Genomic DNA, 25,878 nt, shown 5'->3' with positions numbered 1-25,878 from the left:
AGATAAAAGAAACAAAGGTGAAAACAGTGGATGGCGTTCCTAAATTCAGGAGACGCGAATATAGCGTTTAAATGATGATAAATAAAATTATAAAATCTAATGTCAGAAAACAATTTTATTTATATCAATCATGATTATCGTCTTTTTCCACCAAAAAGAAATAGCGCTAATCTAATATTTATTTTTATTAAATGATAAGTATTTTTTATTAAGAAGACTATGAGTAAATACGTGCTAAATAAAATAAAAATAATAAACATTCATTACTATCCTATCGTTACTCGATAGGATAGCTAAAAATGAAGAGATACTTTTGTTTATTCCACACTTTTCTCTAAAGCAATTTTAATGGCATCAGGAATTGAACCACCGTGACCTTTGCCCTCAAACAGATAAAACTCACACTGTTTTCCCGCTTCCGATAAATATTGACATAACTGACGTTGCGTTAACCAGCTACTACGCTTTTGATAATTTTTCTGTTGTTCTTCACTTAATTGGCTTAAATCTGGTTTTTCTTCTTTTTCCCCCAAGGTTATTGCAATAGAAATATCATTAGGAATAGCTTGCCATTGCTCTTGTTTCACCCATTCGCCTTTTCCCCACCATAATGATGGGCTTGCTGCGATATAACGTTGAAATGTTTCTGGATGATTGAATAAAACATAGAGGGTAAACACGCCACCAAAGGAGTGACCAAACAAAGATTGCTGAGTGATCGAAACGTGTTCTTTAGCGAGTTGCTCTAACGCATAAGGCCTTACTTGCGTTAAGAAGAACTGATAAAAATTTTCTGCATTTCCACCTCGGCTAAATGCTTCTCCTTTTACACTCGGCGTGTAGTCATGCGTTCTCTCTGTAATAAAATAAGCTCTATCCCCCACATACCCCACACTGATAATCGCAGGCAACGGTTTGTTTTTCTGCTTTATGGCTTCGTTTATCATCAACGGAAACTGGGCATTTCCATCAACACTATAAATTAGCGTTGTCTTAGTGGTGTTTTTAGGAATAGCAAGAAAGAGGCGATATTGTTTTCCTTCATATGCCACTTCTTTATTTGTAATTTGATAATAAGAGTGAGCCTGAGACTCAATTTCAGGAACTTCTTGGTTAGGTCTAGCTTGAGCCACCGCAGATAACATAAGCATTCCACATAACATTAGTATTCGCATAAATCAGATACTCTGTCGGTAATTTAAAAAGTGAGCCATTAAGATGAAAATAATAGAGAGGCATAAAAAAATAAACCCCATACTTAACGGGGTTTATTTAAATTTAGGCTCGATTAGAAGCTATATTTAATATTTGCCCAATAACGACGACCTTCATCGACAACCCAGTTGCCACCTTTATCATTTACAGCAGGACCTGTTTCATCTGTAATATTTAATACTGCAAAATTAAACATCGTGTTTTTATTAAAGTTGTAGGTCATTCCTAAATCAAAGGTTGTGTACCCACTACGATAACGTGCCCCAGTGTAACCATTACGTTGTGCCGCCCAAACTTGCTTACCAGTATAAGCGGTATTGGCATAAAAACTGGTTGCTTCGTCAAACTGCCAATCAACTCGTGCATTGGCGCTGTGTTTTGGTGTTAAATCTAATGGATAGCCTTTTAAGGATTCACCTGATGCTAATTTTTCATCATCACTTTTACGTTCTGAATCGATATAAGTGTAGTTTGCATTGACATGCCAACTTTCTGTAATTGGGAAACCAACCGCGGTTTCAATCCCTTTAATATTCGCTTTACCGACATTATCGTATTGATACAGTTTTAAACCCGTAATTGGGTCTATTTCGCCTGTATCGTAGTTAGTTAGCTTATCTTTAAAATCAGTATTAAAGAACGTCACACTTGCAGTAACACCATCTCCATTATCATAGCCAATACCAATTTCTTGGCTAACAGACGTTTCAGGTTTTAAATCACGATTACCGTACATAATCGCGCGACCTTTCTCTGTTGAAGTGCCATATTCTGGGCTAATTTCACGTAAGCTTGGTGCTTTAAAGGCTTTAGCTACACCACCTTTTAAGGTGAATTCATCCGTTAAATGATAAACGGCGTACGCTCTTGGGCTCCAGTGATTACCGTAATATTCGTGATCATCAAGACGCACACCGCCAGTTAATGCGAGGTTGTCTGTTACGCTATATTCATCTTCAAGGAATAACGCTTTTTGATCTGCGGTAATGGTGGATTGTTTAATACCAGAGCCAGTGGATGATTCATCTTTTAAACGTGAATATTGATATTGACCACCAAAAGTCATCACGTTATCAGGCAAGAATGCAGTAAATTTCGCATCAAAAACAGTATTGGTAATTTCAGGGCGGCGATCTTCATAATACTTCTCGCGCTCTTTTGTCACCTTATCAATCATTTCTGTTTTGGTGATGCGTTTAGTCTGTTCTTGATAAACACTTAATTCTGAATGCAGAATATCAAACTGATTTTTATAGGTTAATGCCCAGTGATTACGGTCATTATTGGTTTCCAGCATTTTATTTTCATCCGCTTTTCCACCACGGATAGTAAATTCACTCATGGATTTACCTGGTGTCGTTGTACGTTGTAACGTATTGCGACCCGCTTCTAATAAAATGGTTTGATTATCAGTCGGTGTGAAAGCCAATTTTGCCGTAATATTTTTATTGTCATTACGACCTTGGCCATAAGTGATTTTATCTTCAGCACGTAAATAGCTACTGCCATAAAGCTGTAAGCCTAATTTATCTTCAATTAAAGGTCCTGAAAGATAAAAATCACCATTAATGGAATCGCCTGCATCACGGTTATGTTGCAATGTACCGCCAAGTGCAACAGAGCCATGCCACTCTTTTGTTACTGGTTTCGTGATGATATTGATAACACCACCCATTGCATCTGAACCATACAGAGATGACATTGGTCCACGAATAACTTCTATACGTTCAATCGCCTCTGCTGGTGGAATAAAACCACCTTCATAACCACCACTCCCATTAGGACGTGACTCACGGCTATTTTGGCGACGACCATCAACAAGAATAAGGGTGTAGTCACCCGGTAAACCACGCATGGTGATTTCTTGTTTATTAGCATTACCATTAATGCTAACACCTTCAACACCTTTTACGGCGTCGGCTAAATCATGAACGGGCTTTTTAGCGAGTTGTTCTTTGCTGATCACGGTGATACTTGCTGGTGCATCTGTAATTTGTTGAGCAAACCCTGATGCTGATACTACAAGTTTTTCTTCTTTGTTTTCTTGTGCATACAGCGGATAAGAGGCAGATAAAATACAGGCTGTTAAAACACCCATTTTAAAGTTCATAGCAGTTCCCTGAATTAATAACGGTTATGGTAATGAGAATGATTAATATTATCTTAATCAAATATTCATGAGAATGATTTTCTTTTCATATTTAGTGTTTTTTTTTAATCTGCATCAAAGCAAATTAGTGCTATTCCGATTAAGTACAGAAATAGCGGATCTTGAGCACAAAAAAAGCAGATGGCATAACCATCTGCTTTGTATCGTTTTGTAGGGTATTTTTAGATTTAGAAAATTAACAAATTACACTCTTGCTATTACCAGAATACGGCGTAAAGCACACACAAAATGACCATAATGGCGTAAGAAGCAATATTGAATCCGCTTTGTGTTTTAAAGGTTTTATCTGTTAATGCAATCGCCCCTACACTGTCATCAGTTTTAGTCGAGGTTAAACTCACTAAAGCAATCACAACAGTAGTAAACATAAAGGTGTACATCATTTGATCAAGGAATGGCATACCTAATGGCATTAATTTTAGAAATAATGCAAACGGTATAGATAAAACCACACCAATGATTGCGCCTTTTGCATTCGTTTTTTTCCAGAACAAACCTAACAGGAATACCGCTAAAATTCCTGGGCTGACTAAGCCTGTATATTCTTGAATATATTGGAATGCCTGATCGATACCACCTAATAATGGTGCAATAAAGCAAGCAATAATTAAAGCAACAACTGCACTAATACGACCCACGTTCACTAAACGGGTTTCAGAAGCTTTTGGCCCAATATACTCTTTATAGATATCCATCGTGAAAATAGTCGCGATAGAGTTAAGCATAGATGCCAAAGATGAAACTATTGCAGCGGCAAGTGCAGCAAAAACAACACCTTTTGCACCTACTGGTAAGAACTGAGTTAACCAAGGATAAGCTTTATCTGCTTGTGATAACGTTGGAATATGCTGTTGTGCCATTGTACCTAAACCTGCCATTAATTCAGGGTTAGTCGTAATAACAAATGCAGCAATACCCGGCACAACCACAAGAACAGGCACTATCAGTTTTAAGAATGCAGCAAACACTAACCCTTTTTGTGCTTCATTAATGGATTTAGCTGCTAAAGCACGCTGAATAATGTATTGGTTAAAGCCCCAATAATAAAGGTTAGCCACCCATAAGCCACCAATCAGCACCGCGATACCCGGCAAGTTCATAAACTGCGGATTATCTTTTTCTAAGATCATTTTAAAGTGATCAGGTGCGGCTTGTGTCATTTTGCTCAAACCTTCCATAATCCCGCCATCTCCACCGATATAGCTGACTGCTAATACAGTGGTAAATAAGCCACCAAGGATAAGGAAAAATACTTGTACCACGTCTGTCCACGCAACAGCAGAGAGTCCGCCATAGAGTGAATAGACAACAGCAAATAATGCTAAACCAATAATGGCATACATCATTGGTACACCAAGGATGGTTTCTAATGCCAATGAACCTAAATATAGTACCGATGTTAAGTTAACAAAGATAAATAATGCCAGCCAGAATACGGCAAGAATGGTTTTTAAGTTACGGCTTTTAAAACGATTCTCGACAAATTCTGGAATGGTATAAATACCTTTTTCGATAAAAACAGGTAAAAAGTATTTAGCAACAATAATTAATGTCAGTGCAGCCATCCATTCATAAGAAGCGATAGCAAGACCAATGGAAAAACCAGAACCAGACATACCAATGAATTGTTCTGCTGAAATATTAGCAGCAATAAGCGAAGAACCAATTGCCCACCAAGGAAGGGTTTTACCTGCTAAGAAATAGTCCTTTGTTCCTTTTTTCTCACCATCCTTTGAACGAGAAACCCATAATCCTAGACTAATAATGATGACGACATAGAGGGCAAAAATTGCATAGTCTATTGTGCTTAACCCAACACCTTCTGTATGCATAATATTTTCCTTTCAGACCCATAGAGAGAATAGGATTTTAATGTAAACGTTTTCACAATCTTTTTCCGTTACTCTGTTCACAAATTTATCGCTTATGTTACGTAAATGGATCATAAAACAGGAAAACAAACAATTAGCATAACGAGCAAAGCAAAATTTAAGCTTAAAATACGATGATAGTTTTATTTTATAAATTTCAGATATTAAAATAATCGTTGAAAAAACCCTACAAATGATAACGATTACACAAATTAATTAAGTATGACCTCTTAATGTAAAAACCATTAAGAGGATCGATTAAATTAAAAAGCAAATGAGGTAATTAAGAGAGGTGACTAAGATTAAAAACGGAATTACGTTGAACTAATGTTGGCGAAAAAATACGTTGTTTTTGTTCAAGCACTTCACCTTTAGAAAGCCTGATAGCGAGTGTTGCGGCTTGTTCTGCCATCATTTGTACGGGATAACGCACCGTGGTTAAACGAGGGTGAATATAGCGTGCAATTAATACGTCATCAAAGCCAATAACTGAGATTTTTTCAGGCACAGGGATTTCATTTTCATCAAGAACAGATAAAGCCCCAGCGGCCATAAAATCGTTGTAAGTCACTACGGCTGTAAAATCGATAGATTTCGTTAGTAGATGCATCATTGCTTTTTCACCGCCTTCACCTTCAGGCTCACCATACTCAATATAGCTTTCTGGCAATGAGATATTATTAGCATCTAAAGCAGCTTTATAACCAGCAAGACGCTGAGTTGTATCTTCAATATGATGAGTAGATGAAATATATGCGATTTTAGTATGACCTTGGCGAATAAGATGCTCTGTTGCCATCCATGCCCCTTTATAATTATCTAAAGCGACACAACGTTCGGCAATTTCAGGAATAAAACGGTTAATCAATACCATGCTTTTAACTTCTTGAGCATAAGCCAGCAACTCTTCATCAGAGAGTGCTTTTGAATGGATCACCAGACCATCACAGCGACTATTAATCAATAACTCGATAGATTGTCGCTCATCTTGAGCATCATGATAACCATTACAGACCAAGATGTGTTTCCCTGATTGTCTTGCAACGTTATCAACCGCTTTAACGAGTGTACCAAAAAAGGGATCAGAAACGTCATGCACTAAAACACCCAAAGTTTGCGTACTTTGGCTAACCAAAGCCCTTGCTGCTGCATTAGGTCGATAGCCTAGCTTTTGCATCGCCGCATTAACGGTTTCAATAGATGTCTGACTTGCTTTCGGCGAGTTATTAATGACTCTAGATACAGTCGCGACAGAAACACCCGCTTCTTTCGCTACATCTTTGATAGTCGCCATATCCACCCCTTATGGATCACCTTTATTCATGGTTAAGAAATAACGAACCGTTAATCTACAAACAAAGAAAAAAGAGAGTAATAGAATTTAAGTGGCTTGATTATCAGCGAAGAAGGGAAATTTAAAAAGTAAAAAGATCAAATAAATAGTGAAAAGGAAAGCGTTTACACTTTCCTTTTGTTGTTACGAGTAAAACTTATAGATTGTTTGGCTATTCCACGCGGTATTTGCAGGTAAAATACCTTGGTTTTCATGCCATTCTGGATGATTAGGGCCATCTGGGAAATATTGTGTTTCTAATGCCAACCCTGAGTAATTGCCGTAATGACGACTCTTTCCTCTTGTTCCTACCAGAAAGTTACCTGTATAGAACTGCACAGAAGGCATGGTTGTAAAAACATCCATTTTAAGTTCGCCTTCAGGAGCAATCACCGTCGCAACAGGGGTTTTATCATCAATCGCTTTCTTATCTAAAATAAACGCATGATCGTAACCATTTGCGGCTTTTTGGCACTCATCTGCCATAAAATCAAGGCCAACACGCTTTAATTTACGAAAATCAAACCCTGTCCCTATGACGCTTGCAAACTCACCTGTAGGAATATTGCCTTTACCATTTTTTAAATAATGAGTCGCACAGATTTTTAAATCATGCTCAAGTGCAGTGCGCGCAGTATGTTCACCCGCAAGATTGAAATAAGCATGATTAGTTAAACTTAATGGTGTCGTTTTATCACTCATCGCCTGATAATCGATACACACTTCATTATTATCTGTCAGTGTATAGGTCACGCTTACTTTTACAGTGCCGGGAAAACCTTGGTCACCATCATTTGAAATTAGTGAAAAAGTGACAGATTGAGAAGATTGCGCGGTGATCCCCCAGCGAAGATGGCTAAAGTTTTGCTTACCACCATGTAAGGTATTTTTACCTTCATTCGCACTAATTTTATATTCTTGCCCCTCTAATACAAACTTTGCCCCTGCAATGCGATTAGCAAAACGCCCAACCGTTGCACCTAAATATGCAGTTTGTTGTTTATGGGCATTCATATCCGCCGAGCCTAATAACACATCTCGACGATATCCATTAACTGGTACAATACAGGTTAACCAAGTCGCACCAATATCCATTAAAGAGATAGACATACCAAAACGATTTTTAAGCACTACTATTTGCGCAGGTTTTCCATCTGATGCGGGTTGTGCTGTCATTTGTTCAGGTTCAAGAAAACGAAGCTCATTAGTCGCCATTATTTTGCCTCCGAATAGCCCGCTCCTTGGCTTGCAGAGCAGACATAGATAGTTTCTTTTAATCCCGTTTTAGCTTCGTATTGCGCCTTAACAGAGTCAATGACTTTATCAACTAAATCTGGTGTCACTAATGCTACGACACAACCGCCAAATCCACCACCAGTCATTCTTACACCACCACGATCACCAATCACCGATTTCACAATTTCAACCAATGAATCAACCTCTTTGACTGTAATTTCAAAATCATCACGCATTGAGTGATGTGATTGCATCATCAGTTGACTCAATGTTGTTAAATCACCTTCACGCAAGGCGTCAGCCGCTTCTAATGTACGGCTATTTTCAGTAATAACATGGCGTGCCCGACGATAAACCACGTCGCTCATTAATGCTTTTTTTGCAAGTAGATCCTCTAATGTGGCATCTCTTAATGCAGTCACATTTAAAATCTGAGCGGCTTCTTCACACTGTTGGCGACGAGTATTGTATTCACTATCAACTAACCCACGCTTTTTATTAGTATTGATAATCATCACAACCATATTTTCGGGCATTGTCACTGCCGACGTTTCTAATGAACGACAATCAATTAATAGTGCATGATTCTCTTCACCACAAGCCGAAATAAGCTGATCCATAATGCCGCAGTTACAACCAACAAATTGGTTTTCTGCTTTTTGACCATTTAATGCAATCTCTTTTTGGCTAATAGGTAATTGATAAAGTGTTTTAAGCGTTTGACCAATGGCGACTTCTAACGCAGCAGAAGAACTTAACCCTGCGCCTTGAGGGACATTTCCGGATATCGCAATATCCATACCATGAAAAGAATAGTTATCTTGTTGTAGAAAATGAATAACACCCCGAACGTAGTTAGCCCACATTTTATTAGGTAAAAACTCAATGGTATTATCGAGGCTAAATTCATCAACTTCATTTTGGTAATCAACAGCAATGACACGAATAATATTATCTTCTCGTTTTGCTGCGGCAACGACCATTTGATAGTTAATTGCACAAGGTAAAACAAACCCATCATTATAATCAGTGTGTTCGCCAATAAGATTTACCCTACCAGGCGCTTGAATAAAATGTGTAGGTGCGTAACCAAAAATAGATGAAAATGAACGAGTCACATTATTAATAAGTGCCTGCATAATAAATCCTTAGCTTAAAATTAAGTAATATATTCTAAATCATTTGAGTTGCAGGTAGGCGGCAAGCAAAGATATCCCAATGAGAATACTCATGTATGTGATTCGGGTAGCTGAGCGTAGCCAATACCTCTGCAACTTGAAGGATGAGGAGTATAAAAAACCCACCACATCATTATGTAAATAATAAGATGCTTGATTTAATTTATTTCGTGCGCAAAAAGCAGATTAATTAAAATACCTTGCTATATTGCATGGCCATTAACGTTGCTCTTTATAATGAATGTCACTTACTTGACGTAAATTATTCGCGGCTTGTTCTGGCGTTAGATCTCTTTGCGATTCTGCCAGCATTTCATATCCCACCATAAATTTACGCACAGTGGCTGAACGTAATAATGGCGGATAATAAAGCGCATGTAATTGCCAATGATCGATATTTCTATCATCTTTAAAAGAAGGCGCAAAATGCCATCCCATTGAATAAGGGAAAGAACAGTGGAATAAATTATCATAACGACTTGTTAATTTTTTCATTGCAATAGCAAGATCATCTCGCTGAGCACTATTTAATTCACTCATTCTTCGAATATGCGCTTTAGGTAATAACATCGTTTCATAAGGCCAAGAAGCCCAATAAGGTACTACCGCCAGCCAATGCTCAGTTTCAACTACGGTACGACTTGCATCTTTACATTCAGCATCGACATAATCGATTAATAGATTGCGCCCGTATTTTTCAAAATAAGCTTTTAATTGCGCATCTTTTCGCGCTAATTCATTAGGTAAAAAATCACTCGCCCAAATTTGCCCATGAGGATGAGGTTGAGAACATCCCATCGTTTCGCCTTTATTCTCAAATACTTGAACCCAAAGATATTCTTTGCTGAGTTCTTCTATTTGATTATCCCAAGTATCAACGATTTTACGTAAGCTACTGACGGATAATTCAGGAATAGTTTTTCCATGATCAGGTGAGAAACAGACAACTCGACTAATTCCTCTTACTGCTTGAGTTTGAAATAAAGGATTTGATGAAGGCTCAATATGATATTCGTCTTGCAACAACGCAGAATGGTCATTATTAAAGACATACGTTCCTGTGTAATCTGGATTTTTATCGCCAGAGACACGGGTGTTATTTGGACACAAATAACAGTGATGATCATAAGAGGGAAGTGTCGCAATCTGAGGCTTTTCATCTTTGCCATTCCAAGGTCGTTTCGCTCTATGTGGTGAAACTAAAATCCACTGGCCAGTTAACGGATTATAACGACGATGAGGATGTTCAACAGGATCAAAAATCAGTTTCGACATAGCCTTCTCTCTTATTTATTCAAGATTATCTGAATACTTTACGTCTTATTTCAGATAACCATTTGGGTTTTGTAACTGCCAACGCCAAGCATCCGCAGCCATATCATCAATTGAACGAATGGCTTTCCAGTGTAAATCTTTCTCTGCTTTTGCAGGGCTTGACCAACATTCTGCAATATCACCAGGACGACGAGCTTGTAATTGATAAGGAATAGGTTTACCGCTAGCTTTACGAAATGCTTCAATCATTTCAATCACGCTAGTACCGTTACCTGTTCCCAAATTATAAATATGTAAGCCCGCTTTTTTACCTAATGCATTTAATGCTGCGATATGACCATCTGCCAGATCCATAACATGGATATAATCACGAACACCGGTACCGTCTTTTGTTGGGTAATCATCGCCAAAAACAGCCACTTGTTCACGACGACCAATTGCCACTTGAGCAATATAAGGGGTTAAGTTATTTGGAATACCTTTAGGATCTTCCCCCATCGTACCTGATGGATGCGCCCCTACTGGGTTAAAATAACGCAACAAACTAATAGACCAACTTTCATCAGCAATAAATAAGTCAGATAAAATGCGCTCAACCATATATTTACTGGTGCCATAAGGGTTAGTCGTGCCCCCTACTGGCGAATCTTCAGTGATAGGAACCGCTTGCGGATCACCATAAACAGTTGCAGATGAGCTAAAAATAATGCTTTTTACGCCCGCATCACGCATACAACGTACGAGCACCAATGTGCCATTAACATTGTTGTCATAATATTCAATTGGCTTCTGGACGGATTCACCAACCGCTTTTAATCCCGCGAAATGAATAACAGACTGAATAGAATGCTTAGCAAAAATTGATGCTAATAGCTGCTCATCACGAATATCACCGTTATAAAACAGAGGGCGTTTACCTGTTAGGGCTTCAACACGATTAAGTACTTCTTCATTCGCATTGCTAAGATTATCGTAAATAATCGGTGTCATGCCTGCTTCAATCATTTGTACGCAAGTATGACTACCGATATATCCCATACCACCTGTCACTAATATTTCCACATTCACCTCTTTTGATTCAAAGGAAAAGCGCAAGACGGTTTCTGTTCACTGACACAGAGTTTAGCAAGATCAACAAAATCATTTCGTGATCAAACCGACATTTAGTGTAAACGTTTACACTCTTTTTGTGCGCTTTAAATTTTTATACAACATCCTAATTTAGAATTGTATTACAGTAATTCAATAGAATAAGTAACACTATATCTCGCCTTAACACTAAAAATAATACACATTAAAAGTAAACGATTACATCTCATTTAATGCGCTAATTATATGATAAAACTGACATTCAATGGGTTTTATCATACCTTATTAACTTCCTCGCTAATATGTTTAAGCGTAGTAAGAACACTCTCAATAATTCTACGAAAAGTGAGCCTACACTACATCTACTTGAGTAAATGCTATAAACATCTTATTAAATAGATATTCTAATGATTAAATAGATACTCTAAATAATTCAAGGCACAGCTAGGCGACAAGTAAATGAGTCGCTAGGAGCATACATTAGTATGTGACTAATGCGAGTGAACCAAGTCAACAACGCTGTGGTTTGAAGTATGACGAGTATATAAGGAAAATATAATGAAACCGATTGTCGTGCTATATCAAGATCTTCCTGAAAAACTGTACAAAAAATTAGCTAATTTTGCTGATATCAAACAATTTAAAACGCTCTCTTTAGACTCTAATGATTTTCGTTCAGCACTTGCCAATGCCTCTGGATTACTAGGTGCTGGTGGCAACATCGATGAAAATTTTATTAACCAAGCACCTCATTTAAAAGCCGTTTCAACGGTTTCTGTTGGCTATGACAATGTTGACGTTAATGCACTCACTAAACGTAATATTAAACTAATGCATACTCCAACCGTATTAACAGACACCGTCGCAGATACCATGATGGGATTAGTACTTGCCGTAGCAAGACGCATTCCTGAACTTGCTGATAATATTAAACAAGGCTTATGGATTAAAGGTATCACACCTGATTGGTATGGTACTGATGTTCATCATAAAACCATGGGTATTATTGGAATAGGGCGAATAGGAAAAGCTTTAGCACAGCGCGCACACTTTGGTTTTAATATGAATATTCTTTATCACTCACGTACAGAATATACAGAAGTAAATGATAAATTTACTGCAAAGCATTGCACTTTAGAGACCTTATTACAGCAATCTGATTTCGTCTGTATCACGTTACCATTAACACCAGAAACGCATCATTTAATGGGACAGAAACAATTTTCGATGATGAAACCTGACGCTTATTTAATTAATGCAGGGCGCGGAGCTGTGGTGGACGAATTGGCACTAATCCATGCATTAGAACAAAAAGAGATCGCAGGTGCTGGACTTGATGTTTTTGAAAAAGAACCTCTATCTTCATCTTCACCTTTATTAACGATGAAGAATGTCGTTGCTGTTCCACATATAGGCTCTGCAACAAAAGAGACTCGCTATGCGATGGCTGAATGTGCAGTAGATAATCTGATTGCGGCGCTAAGTGATCACGTAAAAGAAAACTGCGTCAATTTCTAAAATAGTAAATAGCGTTTTTTTAGATACAAAAAAAGGTAATGAAAATCTATCATTACCTTTTTTATTAGATGTGCAAATCAGTTTAAGCAGGATCAACGTGAGCCATCACACTCAAGATCTGTTTATTTTGCAAAACCTTATTACGTGCATTAACAACAATCTCGTGACTTTCATTAACGGTGAGATCACCTTTAATTTCAAGATGTACATCTACGAGTAAATAATCACCTGAACGACGCGTCTTTAAATCATGAACGCCTTGCACGCCTGGTGTTGAAACCAGCATCTGTTTAATCTCTTCCAGCGTCTCTTTATCAGCCCCTCTGTCCATTAAATCCTGTAGAGCTTGATAAGTAAAACGCCATCCCATACGACCGACAAATAATCCGACAATTAATGCTGCTAATGGGTCAAAAAATTTAAATCCAGCCAAACTTCCGATAATACCAATTGCAACAACTAATGAAGAAGCTGCATCAGAACGCGCATGCCAAGCATTTGCGACTAACATATTTGAGTCCACTTTTTTTGCAACAGCAAGCATATAGCGAAATAATCCTTCTTTAGCAGCTAATGCAAGTAAAGCCACATATAAAGCAACACTATGAACTTCAGGAATAGTAGAGGGATCTAAAATTTTATGAATGGCAGAAAACACCATTCCTAAACCAACAATTAATAAAATCGTCCCAAGAATAAGTGATGCCACATTTTCATAACGAAAATGCCCATAAGGATGATCAGCATCAGGTTGTTTCTGACTACCTTTATTGGCAATTAAAACAACAAAGTCAGCAATAAGATCAGAGAGTGAGTGAATGCCATCGGCAATTAAACCTTGAGAGTGTGAAAAAAAGCCCACTGTAATTTGCCAAATGGATAAAATGATATTGACAAAAACACTCACTAACGTGCTTTTCTTAGCTGCCTTAAATTTTTCAGACTGCTTATTATCAGCCCGATCCAACTCAATATCATCAATGTGATTATGTGTCATAATAATAATCTTATTTGGTTTTAAATAGCCTACTCTATTGCCATAAATAAATAGAGTTCCATAGGTTATTTCAGGTTCCATAACTCATTGGTGAGGATAAAGGACGACTCTGAATAACAATCCAGTTTAGGGACTAAGATTGCTGTCCAGACATCATATTGAGATGTCATTGTCTATTAATATGCCATATTTAAATCTTTCTGTCTCTTATTTTTATCAATAAAATCTTATAGATACAGAACAATAATATAATTGATAATCATTCTTTTATGCATTTTCTATTTTTAATGAGAAAAAGAGAAATTTATTTTTAACATGACATTATTAATTGCTTCCCTGTCAACGAGTTAAGGTATATAACTTATTTTCATTATATTGTTAATATTATTTCAGCCTGTTTTTAATTTTTAATGCTTAATAATGTAAAGTAGTAAATAATCATTCTCACTCTTATTTAAAACACAGATCACAGCTATTTTTTACTATTAGGCGATAATGGTAAATATTTTAAACTAACGCTAAGTGAGGTTTGTAATGTATAAGAAAATCCTAGTTCCCATTGATATTTTAGAAGATGAACTTTCTCAGGAACTAATCGCTCACATTGAACAAATAGCAAAGGTGGGTAAACCTGAGATCCACTTCCTCACCGTTATTCCTAATGCTGAACTTTTCTTTGGTATCGAGTTTGCTGCTATTCCTGAAAAATTCAAAGACTCGTCAGAACGTACTCGTCTTGCTTTTGTTGCACTACAAGACATGATTAAAGATGCAAAAATTCCTGATGAGCAAATTATATGTAATGTTGGTGTTGGTAACGCAAAAGATGAAATTTTAGAATATGCCCGCCACATTGATGCTGATTTAATTGCGATTGCGTCACATAGACCTAATGTTTCCTCTTATTTATTAGGCTCAACAGCATCATCAATTGTACGCCATGCCAAAATGTCAGTTTTAGTTATACGCTAATATTTAGCTTAAATAACAACAAAGCCCTTTATCTCAACAACAAAGGGCTTTTTAGCAAATGATGGTTTATTTAAAATCAGGTTGACTGTTATTTTTTAACTGAATCTTGAGTAGTCTCAGCCGCTGACCAAATACGATATTTCACATCAACATCTTTTGGTGCATAAACAACGATAGGTAATTTGCTGTTATAGCGGATAAAGGCATCTGATCCTATATTTGCCTGTACAAAGGCATCTTTTTTCGTATTGTCAGCACATCCCATCATTGTTGACATTGGACCATTTAAATCGCCAACAACATAATAGCTATAACCCCAACCTTCTAAATTCTTTTCATCTAAATCCGCACCAAACCACTGATGGTTGCAATCTACTTTAAGTTCTTTACCAATAATTAATTCAACTTGGTAATTGCTTTCATTATCTTTTTTCTCTAATTCGATAACATGACGAACTTGATTTTCTTGAGCCTTAGGATAAGGTGCAACTTTATCTAAACTGTCAGTAGCTTGTGCACACGCAGATAAAGACATTGCTGCTACTAAAGATAATATTACTTTGTTCATCACTCTCTCCATTTTTACAGCGAACACTTCGCCGTTAACAAAATTAGTCAGATGTTTTTATTGCTCATTATCTGAATACTAATATTTTTAGTGATTGAATGCTAACATCTTAGTAAATAGTACTATGAGTGGATAATTCTGAATGTTTTAAAAAGAAAAATCACGTTTTTTCATGAAATGTAAATTTGTGATACATCACCGTGCAGATAAGCTATCTATGATTATACTGAAATAGAGACCCAATTTCTTTTCATAGGAGGTTATATGTTCTCAGATCAACAAGCCCTTGTTTCTCAATTAAGAAATAGTGATCCCCGCTTTGAAGCTCTCTACGATAAACATCATCGACTCGATCAAGAAATTGCTAAATTAGAAGGCCCTAACGGAGCTGGCTATAACGATGAAGTTGCCAAACTAAAAAAAGAAAAGCTTCATCTTAAAGATGAAATGCAAAAAATACTTCAACGAAGTGAAAAATAAGGCTCTTTTTAAGCGATGATAATCTGTCATCGCTTTTTATGATTAAAAACAAAGATACTACCCCATAAAGATGCATAATTAATGTATCTTTTATTTTTTAGGGGCTCAATATGTCATCAATACATGGTCATGAAGTTTTGCAAATGATCCTTTCTTCAGAGACTGCATTTACTAAAACATCGCTAATTGATGCTATCCATAAACAATTCGGCAATGACTCACGTTTTCATACTTGTTCAGCTGAAAATATGACAGCGACTGAATTAGTTGATTTCTTAGAAAGGAAAGGTAAATTTATTCCAGCAGAAGGTGGATTTACAACGAGTGAAAATAAGATTTGTCATCATTGATAGATATACAGTTTTAAAGCTCGATTGCCAGTGATTTCCTTTTCTATGTCATTGGCTTTTTATATAAACAAATAAAAAGCCAATTCGTTCTGACAATCGTAATTACTTTATTTACTACATTTTATTCATCGTCTGTTTGCAACCAGCCATCATCTTCCCAAACACTTTGAATAAGTTCCATTATGTGTTCATGCTTAGTTTCATCTTTTATGCCTGTAACTTGAATCGAATTCATGCTACTAAAGGCGATACGAAACTGCATATCTGGATATTCTGGAATGATCTTTTTTCTCAGTTCGTGTTCTAAGAGCGGAAATAATGAGTCGGTTATCTTAGATTGTTTATTAAATAAAATTTCCACACGCATTGGTTTCACCATTTAAAGGCAAATAAACTGTATATAAATACAGTAGTATATTCTAAGAAAAAAGAAAAGTCTTTTTAGTAAAATTTTTATTATTACGCATTAAATAATATTTTAGCGTCTCTATCTGCTTAATGATAAGATGCATAATAAATACAACATACAACTAAGAGAGAAAGGTATGTCAGGAAAAAGAATAAATCGTGAAAAAAAAACCATTCAAAAAATGGTTCACCTTTATGCTCATTCACATCCTGAAGCTGACTCAGATTATTATCAACAATTAATCAATTATTCCTATAACCGATTAGATAAATGTCGTTATGGTGAAGATAAACCCGCTTGTAAACAATGCCCTATCCATTGTTACCAACCAGCAAAACGAGAAACGATGAAACAAATCATGCGTTGGGCTGGTCCACGAATGTTAATTTATCATCCAATCTTAGCAATACGCCATCTTATTGACGATAAAAAACCTGTTCCTCCACTTCCTGAAAAAAAACGCACTATTCGTTCGACTGAAAAGTAAAGTTGGATTTCTTCAAGCGGTATAAAACATGCTCAGCGAGAGGATGGGTTTTATCTAATGCTGGATGAAAGAAATTATCAGACTGATGCATACCTAGTTTTTGCATTACACCTTGAGATGGAAGGTTTGAAACTGCGGTAAAAGCAACAACTTCCTCTAACTCCAAAGTCTCAAAAGCAAATTTAAATACAGCTAAAGCCGCTTCATAAGTATAACCTTTTCGCCAAAACTTTTTCGCAATACGCCAACCAATCTCTATGCAGGGATTAAATGGCAAAGGCGCGGCTGGAATATTTAATCCAACAAAACCAATAAACTCTTGAGTCTCTTTTAATTCAACTGCCCACATTCCCCATCCATTTTGTTGAACAAATTTTTCACGGATAACCTCAACCATATTATCACTTTCTAATTGAGATAAAGTGCAAGGAAAATAGCGCATCACTTCAGGTGAAGAGTTGATTTCAGAAAAAAATGGCGCTTTATCACTCTCACGCCATTCTCTTAGGTGTAGTCTGGGAGTATCTAAATTCATCGTTATTCTCTGTTTATATAAAATTAAGACAATAGCGATAAAATAGGATAAACAACGAACAATGAAAAGAAAAATGGTACTTTATTTTTTGTTTTCTTTTAGTTGGTTTTCTACTGGAGCAGCAACTTTATCTTTATTTGCATTAGCGCTTTCTTTTATTGAAACAACGCGTTGTTGAGCAACTGATTTTGCTTGATGTTCAACTTGCTCTGATTGCCCAGTAAATATACCGCCACGCTTAATAGACATACTGCCACAACGGCTCGTACCACGTAATTCACCATGCTCTAAGATATCTAGGTTATTAGCAGCACAAATTCCTTTTACAAAACCGTCAATAATAATATCTGGTGCTGTTAATTCGCCTTCAACTTGCCCCGCATGCATAACACGAATAACGCCATCTTTGACATTAATATTACCAGCTACTTTCCCCCAAATTTGGATATCGCCTTCAACATTAATATCGCCTTGGAATACCGTTCCTTTTGCAATAATCGTGTATAGTTTTTGCTCTGGCATCGGTTTTTTCTCTTCTGTTATTACTGGTGCAACAGGCTCTGCTGCTTTTGGTGTTTCAGTTTTACGACTAAACATAGCGGCTTTTTTTAACCTCAACGTCATATAATAAATAATAATGCTAAAAATTAGGATTAGAATAATCAAAAATTCGCCTGCCATCTGATAACGCCAAAAAGCAATTAAGGCAAGAGTCCAAATTATCCATATCCCGCTGAATATAATATTTCGCAGTGTTCGCTTATTCTCCATAATTAGCTATATCCTTACCTCCCTGACAATAAATACACTTATGCATTCACCATTCTAATAAACAGATGGCAAGCATAATGCCAGCAATAAGCCTATTATTACCTTTTAGTTTTTTGATTTGTTCCTTAGGCTAAAAAATATTTAATTAAACACAAAGATTATCTATTTTAATCACCAAACTTTAATGTAAATAAATTATGAGTAGCAAACACTTATCTAGACAAATATTTCGCATTAAAAATTAACATTTTATACTTATATTCTTTTTTATAAAAATATTGTTCAAAAATATTTATTTTAAAACCGCAGAACAATCTAATTTTTCAAAAATAAAAATATGAGACATCAGTCACAGTAAAAATGAAAATGAAAAATCACCAAGAAAAAATTAGATTTAAATGTGAGATTTGTGTTTATTTTTTGTTAAAATCAATCTTTATTTATCTATTTTTATAACTTATGTTAATATAACAGGGAAAACTAGTTTTCTTTTTTAGTTTTAACTTTCATTTTATGAACTTTATCTTTTCAAATAAAACACAACAATAAAACAACAAAACAACCACAATAAAAAAACAATGATTATACCTATCTTTTAAATGCATCTATTATTTATTTACACTGTAAAGAAAACTAAGTAAGAATAACTCCATGTTATATATAAACTTTAACACTTGAAAAAATAAGTGTAAATTATTGATTACACAAATGCACTTACCATTCTTTATGGTCTCAAATAAAAATTTTTTCTTATTTAATTTTCTTTTGCAATTTATACCAAACCCCATTAAATTAACAAAATGACTTATCTTAAATTAGCAAAACAAAATGCAGTGTCTAATATCTAAAAAAAAACATCATCAAATTAAAGAAAATAGTCTCCTTTTTATTTTTAATAGCACTCAATAATAAAGAAGTGTTTTTATAAATGTACTTATATTTATCATTATAAAAATACAGTGATACTCATATAATAATTTTTGGGCGAATTATGAATACAATGCAATGTGACAAAAATAATCAAAACAATTGTGCGATTCAAAAAAAATCTTTTTTCTATCCACAATATCAAATACTAGAAAATGAACAAAAAGCTCTCTTCCTTATTCGGAAAAATGCACTTATTTTGCAAAACTGTACGGATACAATCACAGCAAACCAAGATCAAGTTCTTTTTTTACAACAGGGCAATTACACATTAAAAACACAAGGCGCCGATCCTGTAGAGATTATTGCGATACCCCTTTCAGATGATTTCTTAAGAGATTTCATGTCAAAATACAACGATATTTTGTGTAATATAGAAAGGGATGAAGAATTTTCTAGTGCCTTTATTTGTTTTCAAAACTCTCCTCTTATTCACTTTTGTAGCAATGGTTTTGAATATCTCACCGCCCAATCCTGCCCTGAAGCGTTCACACGGTTACGAATTGAAGAGCTTTTAATTCTTTTACTGTCAACGGAACAAGGTTCAGATTTAATGGCATTATTGCGTCAACTCAGTCATCGCCAAGTTGATCGCTTGAAAATATTTATGGAAAAAAACCATTTAAAAAGTTGGAAGCTAAAACAATTTGCCCGTGAATTTGGTATGGGGTTAACAACATTTAAAGAGCTTTTTAACCACGTCTATGGCACATCACCAAGAACATGGATCTGCGAAAGAAGAATTATTTACGCACATCAACTATTGCTGACTACTGAAATGAGTATTGTTGATATTTCAATGGAGTCAGGCTTTTCAAGCCAATCTTACTTTACGCAAAGTTACCATCGTCGTTTTAATATGACACCAAGTAAAGCGAGAAACATCAGATTAAAATTATAAAAAATCCGACCGAATATCATAATATCTAAAAGTCATTCATAGTTAGAATACTTGAAATTTATTCTTATGAGTGAGTTCTATATCGTGATCAAAGAAAATAAACATACCCCACAAGCCCATTATTATGACTATTTAGCTTTACTAAAAAAAATGATGGCAACCAGTGATAAAAAAACTGTAGATGATTTGTTTGATCTACAGTTTTCTTTGCAGTCTAATAAAAACGGCGACACTGAATGTGATGTTAATGCACATCAGATAAAAATATTATCTCGAGTATTATGTCGTGAAAGCTTAGACAATTTATTGCAATCCACTTGGTTTTTACGAAAAAAATACTGTTTTGTTGATATCACTAAAGAAGAAATTCGTGATGTTGTTGGCTTAGCAAGTTCATTTCATACGCAACAAGCAAATTCTACGTTAACCCCAATGGATTGGGATAAATCATTGAGAGCTACTGTCAATATCAATGAACATATGCGCTTAATTCAAGCTGTTATAAAGCCTCTATTTATTTGGTGGGTTCAGCATCTTGCCCCTCAACTATTCACACTTTATAAAACTAAAAGAGAGCTAGAGTCTCAAATTAAGCAGTGTGAAAATATTAAGTCATTCGAAAGAAAACAGCTATCAAATACAAGTGATTCTTTTTTATCTTTAGATGACATTAATATCAAACTAAATTCAGATAAAGTCCGACTCATTGTGATTAATGATCTACTACAAAAAGATATTAAGTTACTTTTAGAGAATTGGAAAAATGAACCAGTATTTAATTTTGAAATAAATAACACACTAGATTACATCCAAGGTGTAACACCACGTTCAGAATTGATAAAACCGCTATGGAAGATTTTAAACAGTATTCCAAAAAATCCTGAAAATTGTCAAAATTTAAAAATTTGGTTATTAGAAAGAGATCTTTGCTTAAAGAACGATGAATTTTTATGGCAATAATAAAATTTCAGCTCTTCTCTAAATAAAAAGAGAAGAGCTGATGTTAACTTTTAATTATTCTATTTAATATCTAAGATCTCAATTGTAACAATAGACATGGACTCTGGAGGCACTTGCCCTGGAACACCATTTTTCCCATAACCACCACCTGGTTTTATATAAATTTTAGCTTTACCATTGATACCTGCTTTGGCAATAAAGGTATTCAATGGTAGTGGTAATTGGCGATAAGGTAAAATAAGAGGCTTAGCTTTATCATAATTAAGCGTCACAGTGCCATCTGTTAGCTCTTCATGCATAGTAAATACAACTGTTTTGCCCGCAATTGATGTAACGGGTTTACCCTGTTTTAAAATTTTAAAATAGGTATTGTCGTCATATTGTACGTAATTCTGTTTTTGGATCTCAGATAAAATGGATTTATTACGCTGGGCATTATCTTTTCCAATAATCGAATAAGCATAAGCAAGTTGTCCTGCAATCATTTGCCCTTCGCCCGCCATTTTCTCAAGCTGCTCTTTTAGCGTTTTATTTTCTTTTAAAATATTACTAGTATCTGTATTAACTTTCGCTAATTCAGCATCTTTTGCTTTAATTTGCTCATTTAATTTAGCAATAGATTCTGTTTGCTGTTGCTTTAATGTACTAATTTGCTGTGTACTTTCTGTATTTTGTTTTTCTAATTGTACTTTCGCTTCAGCTAATTGAGCGCTCAATTTATCTGTCGTATTTTGCTTTTCAGAGAGTTGTTTTTCTAGCAATGCTAACGTTTTCTCACTTTCTATTTTGCTCGTGGTGACTTGAGCTAATGCGATATTATTCTCTTTAAATTGTGTATCTAATGTTTGATATTTATTCGATAGCTCACTTTGCGCTTTCTCTAACTTAGCTATCAGATTATTTTTATCAGTAATTAAACTATCAACGGCTTTTTCACCCGCAGATAAGCTCTTTTTCAGATCAGCTAATTCAGTTATTTTATTATCTAACTGTAATTTTAATTCTGGAATTGCTTTTAGTTTTTCATCTGCCTGCTCTTTTTGTTGCTGGACAGCTAAAAGCGTTTTATTAAGTTGAGTTTGTTCCTGATTATTTTTTTCAACCTGTGTTTGTAATTGTGCTATTTCTTTACGTTGTTCCTCAACAAGTTTGCTATTAGCATCTTGTTGCTTTTCTGCTTCTGCCACTTTTAATGCAAGTTCTTTAGATAAATCTTCACGTTCTGACGTGATCTTCAATAATGTGCTTTGTAATTTATCTATCTCTTTTTTCGCAGAGTCATCTTTTAGCAAAAGTTGAGCCTGTGCAAATTGAGTCTGCACATCTTCTTTCTCTTTCTTTATTGTTGCTAATTGATTTTGTACATCTGTGAGTTGTTTCGTTAATTTATCTTGCTCATTCGTTATTGTTGATAACGAATTTTCTAATGTTGCTATCTCTTTATTTTTTGCTGCTTCTAAATTAGCTAATTCTTGTTCTTTTTGCTTATTGTTACTATTTAGCAATTGCTGAGATTCGACATACTGAGCTTGTATAGCTTCTTTTTCTTGTTCAATTTTAGCGAGTAGTGTCTGCTTTTCATTTAATTGGCTAATTAACTTCTCTTGCTCTAATTTTATGCTTTCAAGTGAACTTTGTAATTTATCAATCTCTTTTTTGGCGCTATCATCTTTTAACAGAGCCTGAGCCTGTTGATACTGAGATTCTAATTGCTCTTTGTCTTGCTCAAGCTGAGTATATTTCGCCTCTAAGCTTTTAAGTATCCCTGCTTGTTTTTCAAAATCTTGTTGCTGTTTTGCTAATTCTGTATTTTTTACTGTTGTAGCCTGTAATACGTTCTCTTTTTCGGCTAATTGCTTAACTAATAAGTCACGCTCTTTTTTTATTGTTTCCAAATCACTTTGTAGCTTGGAAACAGCTTGTTTTAACGTGTCATCAGTAAGTAAGTTATTCGCCGTAGCTAATTTTTCTTCTGTTTCAGCCAGCGTCAATTCGAGTTGTTTAATTTGGTTATTGGCATTTTGAAGTTTTTCCAAATGCTCTTTTGTTATAGCTACCTGTTCAGTGTATTTTTGATACAACGTTTGGTATTTATTTCTCGTATCAGCTAAACGATTTAATAGCTCTTTATTAAAAAGAGGTTGTTTATGATCGAGTACAGAGCGATTGAACTGATATGCAAAGTGAAAAGGGATGGCCGTAACAGAATAAAATGTTCCTGGAATAATATCTAACAAGAAGTTGTCATTACGTTGAGGCCTTGTATAACTCTCTTTTGAATAAAGAGCTAACGGGTTATAAACCGTTGCATTATTTCGGTAGCTATAACGATTAAGATCCTCTGGTGTAAATTGTGGTTTAATCGGAACAAATGAAAGCAACGGCGTTAAATAACGAGTGTAATCACTCTTTAATTTTGAATAACTGGCGGGTAACACAGGGCAATTTTCTGCCAGCGTGATATCAGGAGTCTTAACAGGTTCGACTGCCTGATTATCTATTTTAGCTGGCGTAGAAGGTTTAACTCGTTGCTCTGGTTTTGTTTGTTGAGTCGCTGTTGTGGTGCGGTTTACTCCACGATTAGCCTGACCAGCTCTCGTTGACGATGAAATTGTAGCAGATGTTTTAGGCTCAATTTTAATTGGCTCTTGCGTTTCAAAATAACGGTCAAAATCTTCAATAACAGAATTAAACTCATTATTGGCAAACGATAGTGTTGGAAACAGCATAAAAGCGAGACAAACACTCTGCTTTAATTTCATAGTAATTATTCACCTAATTTTTTTAATGTCGAATTAACTGACATAATCGACAAATAGCGAACTTTTGCACATAAAACTTCTGTTTTTGATTCAATACTCATTTTCAATAAATCTAAGCTATCTTTACTTGCTGTACCTTGAACACTACGGTACATCGCATTGATTTCGCTAATTTCTTTAAATGAACTCATCATGGATTGATAGTCAGATGGAGAAAAAGTTTTCAAAGAATCAAGTTGTTTGATGCAAGCACTTTGTGGTGCTAGCCCCAATTTTCTTGCATCTACGCCACTATCAGCAGGCTCTGCTGCAGGTGCCATAGAAAGCGGTTGTGCAACAGCCACTGGTTGAGTAGTTGCTACAGGCTGTGTGGTTTGTGTTGGCGCTGGCGTTTCAATTGGACGAGTGTGATCAGTCCACGCACACCCAGATAGGGCGAGGACGCTGGTTGCCATAAATACAGCGAGGACATTCTTTTTATTTTGTAATAAGGACATCATTTTTCCTTAATTCCGATCAGACTTAAATAAGAGCATATGAGTTGTCGCATTTTAAGCCATTTTATTATAATTTTCTATTACCTACTGCATACTAAATAAATAGGCTAACACCCTTGGTTGCAATGAGTGTTCCTATCATTTCATTTATTTTTTCTTAAAACACTACTTACATCACACTAAATACATCAAATATTGAATATCGGATTTATTTAGTAAAAATGTTGTCATATAAACTGATCGTTTTTTATATTGATGGAATAATACCAGATAATAATAAAAATAATAATACTAATTTTATCATTTATTTACGTAATTTACGTGTAAAAAATACCCTTATATTTTGTTGCTGTTTTTTAATACCGAGATAAAATCAAAAAATGAATATCTAATATCGGTATTGATATTCATTTTATCCTTCCAAATAGGAGAACTAAGATGAGTCATTTTAAAATTGGTATCGTTGTCGGTAGTTTAAGAAAAGATTCGTTTAATAGACAAACAGCACATGCTTTAATTAAGTTATTTCCTCAAGAATTTACCTGTCAGTTTATCGATATTAGTGCTCTTCCTCTCTATAACCAAGATGATGACAGTCATACCCCTTCTTCTGTTATCGATTTCAAACAACAAATAAAAGCGTGCCAAGGCATCATCTTTGTCACACCAGAATATAACCGCTCAATACCTGGTGTACTTAAAAATGCGATTGACCAAGCTTCTCGCCCTTATGGAACGAATGCTTGGAATGAAATTCCAGCCGGTATTATTGGTGTTTCAATTGGTAATATTAGTACGGCAATAGCTCAACAGCATTTACGTAATTCGTTAGCCTTCTTAAATATGCCGACGCTAAATCAACCTGAATGTTATCTAAAATGGTATGACGGAATGGTTGAGAATGGGCAGTTTTCAGAGAAAACAGCAACTTTTATGCAAAACTGGGTTGATGCCTACGTGGCTTTTGTGAAGCAAAATAATCAATAATCAAATAGACTAAAAAGAGCTTTATGTGAAAAACATAAGCTCTTTTTTTGAACATCAAAGTTAATTTAATTTATTTGGTTATAATATCTCTACTGACAAATAAAAGTTTTAACATTTTATAGATAAAAAGTGATAATAATCTTGCTCACTTCAACATTTAATAACAAAAGACAAAAATAGATTATCTTTAAGAGATATACTTTATTATTACAATTAAAAACTGTTTGTTATATAACCAAAAATAAAGTGATTTAAATAGAATCGGGCTTGAGATCAAATTTAATCATTTATCTTATTCGTTCTAAAGTCAGAAAATATCAATAGACTTCAATCTACTACCACATATAAAACTTAAAATTTGATAATTATTTTTAATAATTTATATTAGGT

At 35.2% G+C, this 25,878-nt stretch carries 23 protein-coding genes; 8 read left to right on the top strand and 15 right to left on the bottom strand.

Translation table 11 applies throughout. The features are described from left to right. Positions 1 to 317 precede the first annotated feature (317 nt). From ABN212_RS05345 to galE, 8 genes are all read right to left on the bottom strand, one after another. Positions 318 to 1,175: an alpha/beta hydrolase gene (locus tag ABN212_RS05345; protein ID WP_232797514.1), complete on the bottom strand. Its 858-nt coding sequence runs from the start codon at positions 1,173 to 1,175 to the stop codon at positions 318 to 320. Positions 1,176 to 1,288: 113 nt separating this feature from the next. Further along, positions 1,289 to 3,325: an IreA family TonB-dependent siderophore receptor gene (locus ABN212_RS05340; RefSeq protein ID WP_198620778.1), complete on the bottom strand. Its 2,037-nt coding sequence runs from the start codon at positions 3,323 to 3,325 to the stop codon at positions 1,289 to 1,291. Positions 3,326 to 3,582: 257 nt separating this feature from the next. Further along, positions 3,583 to 5,217: a sodium/sugar symporter gene (locus ABN212_RS05335; protein WP_198629858.1), complete on the bottom strand. Its 1,635-nt coding sequence runs from the start codon at positions 5,215 to 5,217 to the stop codon at positions 3,583 to 3,585. A gap of 322 nt (positions 5,218 to 5,539) precedes the next feature. Next, positions 5,540 to 6,550 (bottom strand): substrate-binding domain-containing protein, encoded by a 1,011-nt coding sequence (locus tag ABN212_RS05330; protein ID WP_198620780.1) that lies wholly within the window; start codon positions 6,548 to 6,550, stop codon positions 5,540 to 5,542. Between the two features lie 183 nt (positions 6,551 to 6,733). Next, positions 6,734 to 7,804, bottom strand: a complete 1,071-nt coding sequence (galM, locus tag ABN212_RS05325; protein WP_198620781.1) for a galactose-1-epimerase — start codon at positions 7,802 to 7,804, stop codon at positions 6,734 to 6,736. Continuing rightward, positions 7,804 to 8,964 (bottom strand): galactokinase, encoded by a 1,161-nt coding sequence (galK, locus tag ABN212_RS05320; protein WP_198620782.1) that lies wholly within the window; start codon positions 8,962 to 8,964, stop codon positions 7,804 to 7,806. The genes galM and galK overlap by 1 nt, the downstream gene beginning before the upstream one ends. A gap of 258 nt (positions 8,965 to 9,222) precedes the next feature. Continuing rightward, the gene (locus tag ABN212_RS05315) at positions 9,223 to 10,278 is read right to left on the bottom strand and encodes a UDP-glucose--hexose-1-phosphate uridylyltransferase (protein ID WP_349442974.1); all 1,056 of its coding nucleotides are present in this window, start codon (positions 10,276 to 10,278) and stop codon (positions 9,223 to 9,225) included. Positions 10,279 to 10,323: 45 nt separating this feature from the next. Then, positions 10,324 to 11,340: a UDP-glucose 4-epimerase GalE gene (gene galE, locus ABN212_RS05310; protein WP_198620784.1), complete on the bottom strand. Its 1,017-nt coding sequence runs from the start codon at positions 11,338 to 11,340 to the stop codon at positions 10,324 to 10,326. A gap of 585 nt (positions 11,341 to 11,925) precedes the next feature. Here galE and ghrB point away from each other — a divergent pair. Then, a complete protein-coding gene (gene ghrB, locus ABN212_RS05305; RefSeq protein WP_349442973.1) occupies positions 11,926 to 12,885 on the top strand; it encodes a glyoxylate/hydroxypyruvate reductase GhrB in 960 nt (319 codons plus the stop codon). An 82-nt stretch (positions 12,886 to 12,967) separates the two neighbouring features. Here the strand turns inward: ghrB and ABN212_RS05300 are convergent, their stop codons facing one another. Continuing rightward, the gene (locus ABN212_RS05300) at positions 12,968 to 13,882 is read right to left on the bottom strand and encodes a cation diffusion facilitator family transporter (RefSeq protein WP_349442972.1); all 915 of its coding nucleotides are present in this window, start codon (positions 13,880 to 13,882) and stop codon (positions 12,968 to 12,970) included. 534 nt (positions 13,883 to 14,416) lie between these two features. Here ABN212_RS05300 and ABN212_RS05295 point away from each other — a divergent pair. Next, positions 14,417 to 14,854 (top strand): universal stress protein, encoded by a 438-nt coding sequence (locus ABN212_RS05295; protein ID WP_151435692.1) that lies wholly within the window; start codon positions 14,417 to 14,419, stop codon positions 14,852 to 14,854. Between the two features lie 88 nt (positions 14,855 to 14,942). Here the strand turns inward: ABN212_RS05295 and eco are convergent, their stop codons facing one another. After that, positions 14,943 to 15,434 carry a serine protease inhibitor ecotin gene (gene eco / locus ABN212_RS05290; protein WP_255311068.1) on the bottom strand — a complete coding sequence of 164 codons (492 nt, stop codon included), beginning with the start codon at positions 15,432 to 15,434 and terminating at the stop codon, positions 14,943 to 14,945. A gap of 252 nt (positions 15,435 to 15,686) precedes the next feature. Here eco and ABN212_RS05285 point away from each other — a divergent pair, with 252 nt between their 5' ends. Together ABN212_RS05285 and ABN212_RS05280 are read left to right on the top strand one after the other, a co-directional pair. Continuing rightward, the gene (locus ABN212_RS05285) at positions 15,687 to 15,902 is read left to right on the top strand and encodes a DUF465 domain-containing protein (RefSeq protein ID WP_023581560.1); all 216 of its coding nucleotides are present in this window, start codon (positions 15,687 to 15,689) and stop codon (positions 15,900 to 15,902) included. A gap of 110 nt (positions 15,903 to 16,012) precedes the next feature. Continuing rightward, positions 16,013 to 16,252 (top strand): YecH family metal-binding protein, encoded by a 240-nt coding sequence (locus ABN212_RS05280; RefSeq protein WP_023581559.1) that lies wholly within the window; start codon positions 16,013 to 16,015, stop codon positions 16,250 to 16,252. A gap of 121 nt (positions 16,253 to 16,373) precedes the next feature. On the opposite strand, the gene ABN212_RS05275 is transcribed toward ABN212_RS05280, so the two are convergent. After that, the gene (locus ABN212_RS05275) at positions 16,374 to 16,619 is read right to left on the bottom strand and encodes a DinI-like family protein (protein ID WP_036934877.1); all 246 of its coding nucleotides are present in this window, start codon (positions 16,617 to 16,619) and stop codon (positions 16,374 to 16,376) included. A gap of 178 nt (positions 16,620 to 16,797) precedes the next feature. Between ABN212_RS05275 and ABN212_RS05270 the strand changes: the two genes are divergently transcribed. Further along, positions 16,798 to 17,148, top strand: coding sequence for a nitrous oxide-stimulated promoter family protein (locus ABN212_RS05270; RefSeq protein WP_098942243.1), 351 nt, complete (start codon positions 16,798 to 16,800; stop codon positions 17,146 to 17,148). Here ABN212_RS05270 and ABN212_RS05265 read toward each other — a convergent pair. Both ABN212_RS05265 and ABN212_RS05260 read right to left on the bottom strand, forming a co-directional pair. Continuing rightward, complete coding sequence (locus ABN212_RS05265) at positions 17,126 to 17,683, bottom strand: GNAT family N-acetyltransferase (protein ID WP_349442971.1); 558 nt, start codon at positions 17,681 to 17,683, stop codon at positions 17,126 to 17,128. The genes ABN212_RS05270 and ABN212_RS05265 overlap by 23 nt on opposite strands. Before the next feature lie 81 nt (positions 17,684 to 17,764). Then, positions 17,765 to 18,280 (bottom strand): bactofilin family protein, encoded by a 516-nt coding sequence (locus tag ABN212_RS05260; protein ID WP_232805401.1) that lies wholly within the window; start codon positions 18,278 to 18,280, stop codon positions 17,765 to 17,767. A 1,165-nt stretch (positions 18,281 to 19,445) separates the two neighbouring features. On the opposite strand from ABN212_RS05260, the gene ABN212_RS05255 reads away from it, so the two are divergent. Together ABN212_RS05255 and ABN212_RS05250 are read left to right on the top strand one after the other, a co-directional pair. Next, a complete protein-coding gene (locus tag ABN212_RS05255) occupies positions 19,446 to 20,282 on the top strand; it encodes a helix-turn-helix transcriptional regulator (RefSeq protein ID WP_198620787.1) in 837 nt (278 codons plus the stop codon). Between the two features lie 84 nt (positions 20,283 to 20,366). Next, the gene (locus ABN212_RS05250; protein WP_311747484.1) at positions 20,367 to 21,242 is read left to right on the top strand and encodes a T3SS regulon anti-activator ExsD domain-containing protein; all 876 of its coding nucleotides are present in this window, start codon (positions 20,367 to 20,369) and stop codon (positions 21,240 to 21,242) included. A gap of 59 nt (positions 21,243 to 21,301) precedes the next feature. On the opposite strand, the gene ABN212_RS05245 is transcribed toward ABN212_RS05250, so the two are convergent. Then, entirely contained in the window at positions 21,302 to 24,004 is a 2,703-nt protein-coding gene (locus ABN212_RS05245; RefSeq protein WP_311747485.1) for a sugar transporter, read from the bottom strand. A 5-nt stretch (positions 24,005 to 24,009) separates the two neighbouring features. Beyond that, positions 24,010 to 24,501, bottom strand: coding sequence for a hypothetical protein (locus ABN212_RS05240; RefSeq protein WP_232797516.1), 492 nt, complete (start codon positions 24,499 to 24,501; stop codon positions 24,010 to 24,012). A 438-nt stretch (positions 24,502 to 24,939) separates the two neighbouring features. Between ABN212_RS05240 and ABN212_RS05235 the strand changes: the two genes are divergently transcribed. Beyond that, entirely contained in the window at positions 24,940 to 25,488 is a 549-nt protein-coding gene (locus ABN212_RS05235) for an NADPH-dependent FMN reductase (protein ID WP_198620791.1), read from the top strand. Positions 25,489 to 25,878: the final 390 nt, after the last annotated feature.

Origin of the sequence: Proteus genomosp. 6, from assembly GCF_040139785.1 — a bacterium.
Taxonomy (GTDB): Bacteria; Pseudomonadota; Gammaproteobacteria; order Enterobacterales; family Enterobacteriaceae; genus Proteus.
The sequence above is the reverse complement of the archived record's forward strand: the minus strand, read 5'-3'. Positions and strand labels throughout refer to the sequence as shown.

Bases quoted from the DNA above. Each gene is read 5' to 3' on its own strand.
- ABN212_RS05235 (WP_198620791.1), top strand. From the start codon at position 24,940: ATGAGTCATTTTAAAATTGGTATCGTTGTCGGTAGTTTAAGAAAAGAT.
- ABN212_RS05340 (WP_198620778.1), bottom strand. From the start codon at position 3,325: ATGAACTTTAAAATGGGTGTTTTAACAGCCTGTATTTTATCTGCCTCT.
- ABN212_RS05255 (WP_198620787.1), top strand. From the start codon at position 19,446: ATGAATACAATGCAATGTGACAAAAATAATCAAAACAATTGTGCGATT.
- eco (WP_255311068.1), bottom strand. From the start codon at position 15,434: ATGGAGAGAGTGATGAACAAAGTAATATTATCTTTAGTAGCAGCAATG.
- ABN212_RS05285 (WP_023581560.1), top strand. From the start codon at position 15,687: ATGTTCTCAGATCAACAAGCCCTTGTTTCTCAATTAAGAAATAGTGAT.
- ABN212_RS05280 (WP_023581559.1), top strand. From the start codon at position 16,013: ATGTCATCAATACATGGTCATGAAGTTTTGCAAATGATCCTTTCTTCA.
- ghrB (WP_349442973.1), top strand. From the start codon at position 11,926: ATGAAACCGATTGTCGTGCTATATCAAGATCTTCCTGAAAAACTGTAC.
- ABN212_RS05265 (WP_349442971.1), bottom strand. From the start codon at position 17,683: ATGAATTTAGATACTCCCAGACTACACCTAAGAGAATGGCGTGAGAGT.
- ABN212_RS05295 (WP_151435692.1), top strand. From the start codon at position 14,417: ATGTATAAGAAAATCCTAGTTCCCATTGATATTTTAGAAGATGAACTT.
- ABN212_RS05300 (WP_349442972.1), bottom strand. From the start codon at position 13,882: ATGACACATAATCACATTGATGATATTGAGTTGGATCGGGCTGATAAT.
- galM (WP_198620781.1), bottom strand. From the start codon at position 7,804: ATGGCGACTAATGAGCTTCGTTTTCTTGAACCTGAACAAATGACAGCA.
- ABN212_RS05260 (WP_232805401.1), bottom strand. From the start codon at position 18,280: ATGTTTAGTCGTAAAACTGAAACACCAAAAGCAGCAGAGCCTGTTGCA.
- ABN212_RS05315 (WP_349442974.1), bottom strand. From the start codon at position 10,278: ATGTCGAAACTGATTTTTGATCCTGTTGAACATCCTCATCGTCGTTAT.
- galK (WP_198620782.1), bottom strand. From the start codon at position 8,964: ATGCAGGCACTTATTAATAATGTGACTCGTTCATTTTCATCTATTTTT.
- ABN212_RS05335 (WP_198629858.1), bottom strand. From the start codon at position 5,217: ATGCATACAGAAGGTGTTGGGTTAAGCACAATAGACTATGCAATTTTT.
- ABN212_RS05275 (WP_036934877.1), bottom strand. From the start codon at position 16,619: ATGCGTGTGGAAATTTTATTTAATAAACAATCTAAGATAACCGACTCA.
- ABN212_RS05270 (WP_098942243.1), top strand. From the start codon at position 16,798: ATGTCAGGAAAAAGAATAAATCGTGAAAAAAAAACCATTCAAAAAATG.
- ABN212_RS05330 (WP_198620780.1), bottom strand. From the start codon at position 6,550: ATGGCGACTATCAAAGATGTAGCGAAAGAAGCGGGTGTTTCTGTCGCG.
- ABN212_RS05345 (WP_232797514.1), bottom strand. From the start codon at position 1,175: ATGCGAATACTAATGTTATGTGGAATGCTTATGTTATCTGCGGTGGCT.
- ABN212_RS05240 (WP_232797516.1), bottom strand. From the start codon at position 24,501: ATGTCCTTATTACAAAATAAAAAGAATGTCCTCGCTGTATTTATGGCA.
- ABN212_RS05245 (WP_311747485.1), bottom strand. From the start codon at position 24,004: ATGAAATTAAAGCAGAGTGTTTGTCTCGCTTTTATGCTGTTTCCAACA.